At 64.2% G+C, this 11,941-nt stretch carries 3 protein-coding genes; all 3 read left to right on the forward strand.

What is annotated here, in order from left to right:
- Positions 1-78 precede the first annotated feature (78 nt).
- The 3 genes from EN749_RS05345 (at position 79) to EN749_RS05355 (ending at position 11,895) form a co-directional block, all read left to right on the forward strand.
- Complete coding sequence (locus tag EN749_RS05345; protein WP_128362689.1) at positions 79-8,661, forward strand: glucoamylase family protein; 8,583 nt, start codon at positions 79-81, stop codon at positions 8,659-8,661.
- Positions 8,662-9,170: 509 nt separating this feature from the next.
- Positions 9,171-10,952, forward strand: coding sequence for a glucan ABC transporter ATP-binding protein/ permease (locus tag EN749_RS05350; protein ID WP_128362690.1), 1,782 nt, complete (start codon positions 9,171-9,173; stop codon positions 10,950-10,952).
- A gap of 139 nt (positions 10,953-11,091) precedes the next feature.
- Positions 11,092-11,895: a heme ABC transporter permease gene (locus tag EN749_RS05355; protein ID WP_128362691.1), complete on the forward strand. Its 804-nt coding sequence runs from the start codon at positions 11,092-11,094 to the stop codon at positions 11,893-11,895.
- The last annotated feature ends 46 nt before the right edge of the window (positions 11,896-11,941 follow it).

Consider the following 11,941-nt stretch of genomic DNA (forward strand, 5'->3'; position numbering starts at 1 on the left):
AACCAATTGCATTTGAACCGGTTTTAGGGCCATTGCCGTGGCGGTGACGCCGCTCAGTGCCCGCTTACGGAATTTTCAATGAATATTCAGACGAATCCTGCCCAAATCGAGAAGACAAGCGCGAGCTTCCCGGCCATCACGGAAGAGCCGATTCGCTCCAATTACCTGCCCGAAGAGCGCCTTCGGCTGCTTGGCGAAAGCCTGGCAAAAGGCGACCTCACCGATCTGTTCGGCCTGACGCCCTTCGATTTTCAGGCGCGTGTCCGCGACAGCGCCAAGAAGATTTTGGAAGTCTACCGGTCGACCAATGCGGCGCAGGCGAGGGGCGAGACGATCACGCCGGCGGCACAATGGCTGCTCGACAACAATTACCTGGTCGAAGAGACCATTTTCCAGGTCAAGCGCGACCTGCCGCGCCGCTTCTATCGTCAGTTGCCGACGCTGAAACTGCCTGACAACGGCAGCGTGCCGCGCGCGCTGGCGCTGGCCTGGACCTATGTGGCGCATTCAGACAGTTCCGTTTCGGCGACGATGTTCAAGTCCATCGTCCAGGGTTTTCAGTCGGTCGAGCCGCTGAAGATCGGCGAACTCTGGGCGCTGCCTTCGCTGTTGCGCTTCGTCCTGATCGAAAATCTCCGCCGGCTGGCCGTCAGGGTCAATCGCACCCGCCAGATGCGCCAGATCGCCAACGATGTGGCCGACAAGGTCCTGGCGACCGACGACAGCGCCGACCGGCAGTCGATCCTGTCCAATTTCAGCGCGCATGCGCAGGACACCACCTTCGCCACCCAACTGCTCTACCGCCTGCGCGATGGATCGCAGAATGCCGGCAAGGCTCTGGAATGGCTGGAAGGCGAGCTCGAAAAGACCGGCTCCGATGCCGAGGAAATCATCATTTCCGAACATCACACACTGTCCAGCGGCAATGTGACGACGGGCAACATCATCCGCGGCCTGCGCCTCATCAACGACGTCGACTGGACGGTGTGGTTCGAAGGCGTCAGCCGCATCGACACCGTGCTGCGCGAGCGCACCGATTTCGCCGCGCTCGACTTCTTCTCGCGCGATCAGTACCGGACCGCGATCGAGGAATTGGCGCGCCGCTCGAACCTTTCGGAATATCGCGTTGCCGAGATGGCCATTGAGTTGGCCGGCCACGCCGCCAGCGATGGTGACGGCGACGTCGTTTTAACCGGGTCCGCCCACACCGATGTCGGCTTCTTTCTCGTCGGCCCACGCCGGCTGGAGCTGGAGAAGGCGATCGGCTATCGGCCCACCATCAGCCAGACAGTCAAGCGTGCCTTCCGCAAGACCGGGTGGCTCGGCATCGTCGTGCCCGTGTTTGCGCTGACGGCCCTGCTTCTCGTCCTTTCCGGCAACGCGCTTGCCAATCTCGGCCTGTCGGTGCCCTCGATCGTCCTCATGCTGGCGCTTTTTGCCGTGCCGGCCAGCGAGGGCGCGCTCGCCTTCTTCAACACGGTCGTATCGCTGTTCCTGAAACCGACGCGTCTCGTCGGCTACGATTACCGGCACGGCGTTCCGCCCGAGGCGCGCACGCTGGTGGTGGTGCCGTCGCTGATCGGCTCGCGCGACGACGTCGAGGAAAACATCCGCAACATCGAGGTGCATCATCTCGCCAACACGGCCGATGAAATCCATTTCGCGCTGCTGTCGGACTGGCCAGACTCGAAGACCGAGATCGATGCGGCGGACACCGAAATCCTCGAATTCGCCCGTACCGAAATCGCTCGTCTCAACGCCCGCTATCCGTCCGAAGGCGCGCCGCGTTTCTACATCCTGCACCGGCGCCGGCTGTTCAATGCGGCGCAAGGGGCCTGGATGGGCTGGGAGCGCAAGCGCGGCAAGCTGCACGAGCTCGATCTTCTGCTGCGCGGCGACAGCGACACCACGTTCCTGCCGCTCGACGTGCCGCTGCCGGAGAACGTCGTCCATGTGATGACGCTCGATGCCGACACGCGCACCACCCGTGACGCGGTCGCCACTCTTGTCGGCAAGCTTTGCCACCCGCTCAACCGGCCGCATTTCGACGCCAGCAAGCGCGTCGTCACCGCCGGCTACGCGATCCTGCAGCCGCGCATCACCGCGTCGCTGACCTCAGGCGACGATGCGTCGTTCTTCCAGCGGGTCTTTTCGGCCAATCGCGGCCTCGACCCTTATGTCTTTGCCGTGTCTGATCTCTACCAGGACGTCTTCGGCGACGGGTCCTTCACCGGCAAGGGCCTCTATCATGTCGACGCCTTCGAGGCCGCCCTGCAGGGCCGCATCGAGGAGAACACCATCCTCAGCCACGATCTGCTGGAAGGCGCGCTGGCGCGCGCGGCGCTGGTCACCGACGTCGAACTGGTTGAGGACTATCCGACCCGCTACTCGGTGGACGCCTCGCGCCACCATCGCTGGGCGCGCGGCGACTGGCAGTTGCTCGGCTTCATGCTCGATCCGCGCTCCGGCGTGCCGGCGCTGTCGCGCTGGAAGATGATCGACAATCTGCGCCGCTCGCTGACGCCGATCTTCTGGGTGATGGCGGCGATCGCCGGCTGGACGCTGCTGCCCTTCACGCAAGCCGCGCAATGGCAGGCCCTGCTGATCCTCAGCCTGTTCATGGCGCCGACATTCGACATCGTCAACGCCATCCTGCCCAAGAGCGGCGACCAGACGCCACGCGGCCATTTCTCGGCCCTGGCACGCGACGTCGCCTTCGGCACCGCCATGGTGGCGCTGAAAATCGTGCTGATGGCGCACAATGCCTGGATGATGGGCGATGCCATCGTGCGCACGCTCTACCGGCTGTTCGTCAGCCGCCAGAACCTTTTGGAATGGCGCACCGCCTCGCAGGCGCACAAGGCGGGCGACAACGATGTCGGGTCGTATTACGGCATGATGTATGGCGCCGTGATCATCGGCTTCGTCGGCCTTGCCATTCCGGTGTTGGCCGATTCGACCGGCGCCTTCGTCGCCTTCTTCTTCGCCCTGTTCTGGATTGGCTCGCCGGCCATCGCCAGCTGGATCAGCCGTTCGGCTGAAACCGAGGATCGGCTGCGCATATCGCAGGCCGACATCCATACGTTGCGCACGGTGGCGCGGCGCACATGGCATTATTTCGAAAGCTTCGTGACGGCAGAGCATCACCATCTGCCGCCGGACAATTTCCAGGAAAGCCCGGCGCCGGTGGTGGCGCCACGCACCTCGCCGACCAATATCGGCGTCTACCTGCTGTCCGTCGTTTCCGCCCGCGACTTCGGCTGGATCAGCCTGTCCGACGCCATCACCCGCATCGACGCCACCATGGCGACGATCGAGGGCATGCCGCGTGAGCGCGGTCACCTCTTCAACTGGTACGACACGACGACACTGAAGCCGCTCTATCCGCTTTACATCTCGGCTGTCGACAGCGGCAATCTCGCTGGCCATCTGGTGGCGGTGGCGGCGGCCTGCGCCGAATGGGCCGAAGCACCTTCCGTCCATCTCCAGGGCGATTTCGAAGGCATTCTCGACACGGTCACCATCCTCAGCGAAAGCCTCGATGATCTGCCGGACGACCGCCGTCAGTTGCGCCCGCTGCGCCAGCGTCTCGCCGACCGCCTCGACGGCATGCGGCGCGCTGTCGACACCATCAAGGCGCAGCCCGAAATGGCGTCGATCCGCACCATCAACCTGGCTGTGCTGGCCGGCGAGATCCGCAAATTGGCCACCGCCATCCATACCGAGGCGGTGTCGCCCCAGAGCGACGTTATCGTCGACTGGGCGGCAAGGCTGGAAGCCACCTGCGAAGCGCACGTCCATGACGCGCACAGCGACGACAATGCCGTCGAGGCGCTGCGTGCCAAGCTGCTCACCTTGCGCGAGCGCACGCGCCGTTACGCCTTCGAGATGGATTTCTCCTTCCTGATGCGGCCGGAGCGCAAGCTGTTGTCGATCGGCTACCGGGTCGAGGAACACCAGCTCGACGAGAGCTGCTACGACCTTCTGGCTTCCGAAGCGCGGCTGACCAGCCTGTTCGCCATCGCCAAGGGCGACCTGCCGACCGAGCACTGGTTCCGGCTTGGCCGGCCGATCGTCGAAATCGGTTTCCAGGGCGCCCTGATGTCCTGGTCCGGCTCGATGTTCGAATATCTGATGCCGCCGCTGGTGATGAAGGAGCCGCAGGGCTCGATCCTCAACCAGACCAGCAAGCTGATCATCAAGCGCCAGATCCAGTATGGCCGCCAGAAGAACGTGCCGTGGGGCATTTCGGAGGCCGCCTACAATGCGCGCGACCGAGAACTGACCTACCAATACACAAATTTCGGCGTTCCAGGCCTCGGGCTGAAGCGCGGCCTTGGCCAGAACACGGTGATCGCGCCCTACGCCACCATACTGGCGGCCCAGTTCAATCCGCGTGAAGCCGTGCTGAATCTCGCCCGATTGCGGGAGATCGGGGCGCTCGGCCGCCACGGCTACTACGATGCCGTCGACTTCACGCCGCAGCGCGTGCCGGAAGGCACGGATCATGTCGTCGTCCAGAACTACATGGCCCATCATTCGGGCATGTCGATCGCGGCGGTTGCCGACGCCATCTTCGAAGGTCGCATGCGCGACCGCTTCCACAGCGATCCGGTCATCGAATCGGCCGAACTCTTGCTGCAGGAGAGGGCGCCGCGCGACATCCCGACCGCGACCGTCAGGACCGAGGCCGACGAACGCTCCAAGGACGAGACCGAAGTCGACAGCCCCGACACCCGCATCGTGCTCAATCCGCTGCAGTCTCTGCGGTCGACCAACGTCATGTCGAACGGCCGCTATTCGGTGATGGTCACCGCGACCGGCTCGGGCTACAGCCGCTGGGGCGATCTCTCCGTCACACGCTGGCAGCCGGATCCGACCGAGGACCGGCTCGGCTCCTACATCTTCCTGCGTGACGCCGGCACCGGCGATTGGTGGTCGGCTACGGCCGAGCCGAAGCGCGCCGCCGAGGAAAAGGCGCAGACCTTGTTCTCCGACGACAAGGCGAGCTTCGTCAAATCCGTGGGCACGTTGCGCTCCGAGGTCGAATGCATTGTCATCTCGGAAGGCAATGGCGAGGGTCGTCGGGTCACGCTCTACAATGACGGTCCGTCCGACCGTCACATCGAAGTGACCTCCTTTGCCGAACTGGTGCTCGGCCTGGAGGCGTCCGACAACGCGCATCCGGCCTTCTCGAAGATGTTCGTGGAAACCGAAATCTCTGCCAACAACGCGGCGATCTTCGCCACGCGGCGCAAGCGCGAGACCAGTGAGCCCGATATCGCCATGGTGCATTTCGTCACCGATCCGTCCGGATCGGCGCGCGATGCCGAGGCCGAAACCGACAGGCGCGCCTTCATCGGCCGTGGCCGTACCATCGTCGATGCGGCCGCTTTCGACCCGGGCGCCAGGCTGGGCGGCCACTCAGGCTTTACGCTCGATCCCGTCGCCTCGCTGCGCCGCCAGGTGCGCGTGCCGGCCAACAAGAAGATATCGCTGACCTTCTGGACCGTCGTCGGCGCTGGCCGCACCGAGCTGGACGAAGCCATCGCCCGCCTCGACCATCCGGAGAGCTTTGCCCGCCAGGCCATGCTTGCCTGGACGCGCAGCCAGGTGCAGACCCGCCATATGGGCCTCAGTCTGACCGATGCCGCCAATGTGCAGAAGCTGGCGCGCTATCTGATCTATCCGGATCCGTTCCTGCGTCTTCCCGCTGAATCCATCGCCTCGGGGCTGGGCAAGCAGTCGAGCCTGTGGCCGACAAGCATTTCCGGCGATTTCCCGATCTTCCTGGTCAGGATCGGCGACGTCGCCGATCTCGAAATCGTTGCCCAGGCGCTGCGTTTCCAGGAATATATGCGCACCCGCGGCATGATGATCGACTTCGTCGTCGTCAACGAGCAGGCGTCCTCCTATGTCCAGGACCTGCAGCGGGCGGTCGAGACGCTGTGCGAAAACAGCCGCCTGCGCGGCAAGGAGCTCGGACCTCGCCAGCACATATTCGCGGTGCGCCGCGATCTCATGGACGAGACCACCTACAAGACGCTGCTCGCTGTCGCCCGGGTGGTCCTGCACACGCGCAACGGCACCATCTTCGACCAGATCGAGCGCGCCGAGGCCGCGGCTCTGCAGGCGCGCGACGCTCTGGCAGCATTGCCAATTCCGCGTGAATTGCCGTCGCCGACACCCACGACGCATACTCCTGCCTCGCAGGCAGTGGCCAATGTCAGCGCCGATGGAAGCGGTCTCAGCCAGTGGAACGGCTTTGGCGGTTTCGACGGCGACGGGCGGCATTATGTCGTGCGCCTGGCCGGCCGCCGCACGACGCCGCAGCCGTGGATCAACGTCGTCTCCAACGCCTCGTTCGGCTTCCATACCTCCGCCGAGGGCGCTGCCTTCACCTGGAGCCGAAACAGCCGCGACTACCAGTTGACGCCGTGGTCGAATGATCCGGTCTCGAACCGGCCGGGCGAGGGCCTCTATATCTACGATCAGGCCAGCGGCAAGGCATTCTCGCCGCTCGCTGCCGTGGTGCGCGATCCCACGATGACCTACGAGGCTTGGCACGGCCAGGGTTTCTCGACCTTCCGCTCGAAGCGCGGACCATTGTCGATGGATCTCACCCATGTCGTCGATCCGGTCGATCCGCTGAAGATCTCGCGGCTGCGCATCCAGAATTCCGGTTCGGTGCCGGCGCGGCTGCGTGTCTATGCCTATGCCGAATGGGTGCTCGGCGGGCACCGGTCGCGCACTGCGGCAACCATCGTCCCGTCGCGGGATGCCGCCAGCGGGGCGCTGCTGGCACAAAACCCCTACGGGCTGGATTTCGGCGAGCGCGTTGCATTCCTCGCGGCTGACGGCGGCGTTCATTCGGTGACGACAGACCGGACGGAGTTCCTGGGCCGGCATGGCTCCAGCGAGCTGCCGCAGGCGGTGCTGAGTGGTGCAGCGCTGTCTGGCCGTGTCGAGGCCGGCGACGATCCATGCGCGGCGATTGCCCGCGACGTCGAGATCCCGGCTGGCGGCGACGTGACGCTGCTCTGGCTGCTCGGTGACGCCGAGTCCGCCGAGGAGGCGAGCGCGCTGGTGCAGGAGCATAAGGTCAAGGACTTCGACCAGCGGCTGACCGACAATGAGCGCGAATGGCGCGGCTTCCTCGACACCATCCAGGTCGAGACGCCTGACAAGGCGCTCGACGCCATGGTCAATCACTGGCTGCCCTATCAGAGCCTGGCCTGCCGCATTCGTGCCCGCTCCGCCTTCTATCAGGCAAGCGGTGCCTTCGGCTTCCGCGACCAGTTGCAGGATACGCTGGCGCTGCTGGCGCATGACCCGCAACTGGCGCGCGACCAGATCCTCAACGCGGCGCGGCGGCAGTTCCCCGAAGGCGACGTGCAGCACTGGTGGCTGCCGCGCACGGGTGCTGGCGTACGCACGCTGATCTCCGATGACGTGGTCTGGCTTGCCCACGCCACGGCGCGCTATTTGCTGGTCACCGGCGATGCCACCATCCTCAAGGAGCAATTGGCGTTCATCGATGGACAGCCGCTGGGCGATGGCGAACACGATGCCTTCTTCACCCCGGAAATCTCGAAGAAGACGGCGTCGCTCTACGACCACTGCGCGCGTGCGCTCGATCTCGCCATCAAGCGCAGCAGCCCCGCGGGCCTGCCGCTGATCCTCGGCGGCGACTGGAACGACGGCATGAACCGCGTTGGCGAGCACGGCAAGGGCGAGAGCGTCTGGCTCGGCTGGTTCCTGCTGAAGACGCTGGGTGATTTCGCCCCCGTCGCCAAGGCCGAGGGCGACGCTAAGCGAGCACAGGCCTGGGCAAAGCATGCCGATGTTCTGAAGCGGGCGCTTGAGAGCACCGCATGGGACGGCGAATGGTACCGGCGCGGCAGTTTCGACGACGGCACCCCTTTGGGGTCCCGCAACTCGCAGGAGTGCAAGATCGACTCGATCGCCCAGTCCTGGAGCGTGATTTCGGGAGAGGGCGACCCGGCACGGTCGACGACCGCGATGGAGCAGGCAACGAAGCTGCTCGTCGACGACAAGCTGAAGATCGTCAAGCTGTTCACGCCGCCCTTCTCGAAGACGGAGAAGGACCCGGGTTACATCAAGAGCTATCCGCCCGGCGTGCGCGAGAATGGCGGCCAGTACACCCACGCCGCCACATGGTTCGTCATCGCGCTTGCCGAGATGGGGCAGGTCGACGAGGCCTATCGCTGTTTCTCGATGCTGAACCCCGTCAACCATGCGACCGACGAGGCCACGGCCGAGCACTATCGTGTCGAGCCCTATGTCGTGGCGGCCGATATCTATGCCGGGGACGACAACGCCGGCAACGGCAAGGGCGGCCGTGGCGGCTGGACCTGGTACACCGGCTCTGCCGGCTGGCTCTACAGGGCTGCTGTCGAAGGCATCCTGGGCATCGAGCGGCGCGGCAAGCGTGTCCAGTTCAAGCCGAAGCTGCCGAGCCACTGGGACGGCTACTCGGCAAATCTCAAAATGCTGGGGGCGGAACTCAAGGTTCGCGTCATCCGCGACAATAAGGCCAAGGCCGTGTCGCTGGAGGTGAATGGGGCAAAGACCAAGGGTTCGGCAGTCGAACTGAAGGACGGCGAAGTTGCCGAGGTGGTCATCAGGATCCCGGCCTGATGCATGTTGCTCAAAAACTATGCGCTCGGGCCTGGGATCCGGGGCGCGACTTTTGCCGCCACGGCGGGATGAGAGGCCGTCCCGCCCGGCGTTGCCGCCTGCCGATTGAAGGACATGCCACCGAGGAATGCATGAAATCAAAGGCTTGAGGCGTCCGACAGGGGCGCCACGAGCAGTGAGAGTTTGGCCTCCCTTCACCTGGAAGGGCGCACTGCAGCTTTGTTTCGCTCTATACTTCGCAAAAGGCGATTTCGGCCTTAGTCATCCGCCCGACATTGTTGCTGATTAAAATTGTGGCAGTACGTGCCAACTGCCATGATTTCGCCGCATGCCTGACATTTTACCTGTCTTCTCAAACCGTTAGGTGATCACGGCAGATTTCGGAACGTCGCCATCTTTTGTTCGCTCTAGGGGAACTGAAGGGGTACACGGCCATTGTTTTGCGACGTATCAACCGGTACGAATAAAATGATGCAGTGCACAATAAACAGCGTGGCGGAGTAACTGGGGTGACCCTTCTGCAAATCTACTGGCGAGCTCTCGGTTATCTGGCGGCGGACAGGAAACGCGTTGCGTTGATCTGTTCGGCCAACGTGGCTCTCGCCATCGTAGCGCTTCTCGAGCCGATCATGTTCGGTCGCGTCATCGGCGCCATCTCCGAGCGTGGTTCTGTCTTCACCACGCTGGTCATGTGGGCCGGTCTCGGAGCCTTCAACATCGTTGCCTTCGTCATGGTGGCGCGCGGCGCTGACCGCTTTGCCCACGCGCGGCGCAGCGAAGTGCTTTGCGAGTCCTTCGAGCGTGTGATCACCATGCCGCTCGCCTGGCACCATCAGCACGGCACCTCCAATGCGCTGCATACGATGCTGCGCGCCGTCGAAACCCTGTTCAGCCTTTGGCTCGAATTCATGCGCCAGCATTTGTCCACGGCTGTCGCCCTCGTACTGCTGGTCCCGACCGCGATCAGCATGGACCTGCGCATGTCGCTGGTGCTGCTTGGCCTCGGGCTGCTCTATGTCGGCATCGGCCGGATGGTCATGCGCCGCACCAAGGCGGGCCAGGCCGCGGTCGAGCGCCACTACCACAAGGTGTTCGCGCATGTGACCGACTCGGTCAGCAACGTTGCGGTGCTGCAGAGCTACAATCGCCTCGGCCACGAGGCCGATACGCTGCGCCGCTACGTTAAGAACCTGCTCGACGCGCAGAACCCTGTTCTCGACTGGTGGGCGCTGGCCAATGCCTTGCACCGTCTGTCATCGGCAATCTCGATGCTGATCGTGTTGTCGATCGGCTCCTATCTCGTCACTCGTGGTCAGTTGGGTGTCGGCGACGTCATTGCCTTCACCGGTTTTGCCACGATGCTGATCGCTCGCCTCGACCAGATGTCGGCTTTCGCAAACCAGATTTCCGAGGCCCGTGCCAAGCTCGAGGATTTCTACCATCTCGAGGACTCCGCGGCTGATGCCGCCGAGCCGGACGGCCTGCGCGATCTTGCCAACGTCACCGGCCATGTCCGCTTCGAGAATGTCGGCTTCGAATTCGCCAATTCCGGCCAAGGCATCGACGACGTGTCCTTCGAGGTGCAGGCGGGCCAGACCGTCGCCATCGTGGGCCCGACGGGCGCTGGCAAGACCACGCTCATCAACCTGCTGCAGCGTGTCTTCTCGCCGTCCCATGGCCGTATCCTGATCGACGGCATCGACACCCGCACCGTGACCCGCAAGTCGGTGCGCCATTCGATTGCCACCGTGTTCCAGGATGCCGGGCTGCTCAACCGCTCGATCGAGGACAACATCCGTGTTGGCCGCGCCGATGCAAGCAATGACGAGATCCATGCCGCCGCCAATGCGGCTGCCGCACAGGACTTCATCCTGTCCAAGAGCAATGGCTACGACACGGTGGTTGGCGAACGTGGCGGTCAGCTCTCGGGCGGCGAGCGTCAGCGCATCGCCATTGCCCGCGCCGTGCTGAAGGACGCACCGATCCTGGTGCTCGACGAGGCGACCAGCGCGCTCGACGTCGAGACCGAGGACCGCGTCAAGGAAGCGATCGACGAGCTGCGCCGCGACCGCACGACCTTCATCATCGCCCACCGCCTGACCACCGTTCGCGACGCCGATCTGGTCGTGTTCATGGACAAGGGCAGGGTGGTCGAGATGGGCGGCTTCACCGAGCTGTCGCTGCGCAATGGCCGCTTCGCCAGCCTGCTGCGCGCCGGCGGCCTGCTCGACGACGAGGAGGTTCGCCGCCTCAGCCGCACCGTGCAGCAACAGCAGGAAGCGGCTGCCTGAGCCTCTTTCTTTTACCTCCCCCTTGTGGGGAGGTCGGACCGTTAGGTCCGGGTGAGAGTACAGGCACGGCCGCCCCGATTGCGTCTGCGACACCACCGCTCGATTGCCCCGAACGCCGCGGCGGTTTATGTAGAACCGCATGAGCGATACGACTTCACGCCTGACCGGCTGGATGGACCTCGCCAACCCGACGCGCTTCGTCGGGCTGGCGGACAAGGTCGTGCCATGGCTGGCCACGATCGCCACACTGATCCTCGCCGTGGGGCTCTATATGAGCTTCGCCGCGCCTGAGGATTTCCAGCAGGGCATCACCGTCCGCATCATGTATATCCACGTGCCTTTCGCCTGGCTCGCCATGATGTGCTACACGCTGATGGCGGTCTCGGCGCTCGGCACGCTCGTCTGGCGGCATCCGTTGGCCGATGTCGCGCTGAAATCAGCCGCACCCATCGGCGCCGTCTTCACCGCGCTGGCGCTGATCACCGGTTCGATCTGGGGCAAGCCGATGTGGGGCACCTGGTGGGTCTGGGATGCTCGGCTGACCTCGGTGTTCGTGCTGTTCCTGATGTATCTCGGCATCATCGCGCTGACCCGCGCGCTCGACGATGCCAGCCGTGCCGCCTGGGCCGCGGCCATCATCACGCTGGTCGGCTTCATCAACATCCCGATCATCAAATTCTCGGTCGACTGGTGGAACACGCTGCATCAGCCGGCCTCGGTGTTCCGCATGGGCGGCTCCACCATCGACCCCAGCCTGCTATGGCCGCTGCTGGTGATGGCGCTCGGTTTCACCGTGCTGTTCTTCGCGCTGCACCTGATGGCGATGCGCACCGAAATCCGCCGCCGCCGGGTGATTGCCATGAGGCGGGTCGCGGCTCGGCAGGCCGAGCGCTCTCCCCCTTCTCCCCTTGTGGGAGAAGGTGTCGCCGAAGGCGACGGATGAGGGGTGTTCCAGGGAACGCCAACGTCTCATTCCGCTGGAACACCCC

Origin of the sequence: Mesorhizobium sp. M7A.F.Ca.ET.027.02.1.1 (assembly GCF_004022985.1) — a bacterium.
Lineage (GTDB): Bacteria > Pseudomonadota > Alphaproteobacteria > Rhizobiales > Rhizobiaceae > Mesorhizobium.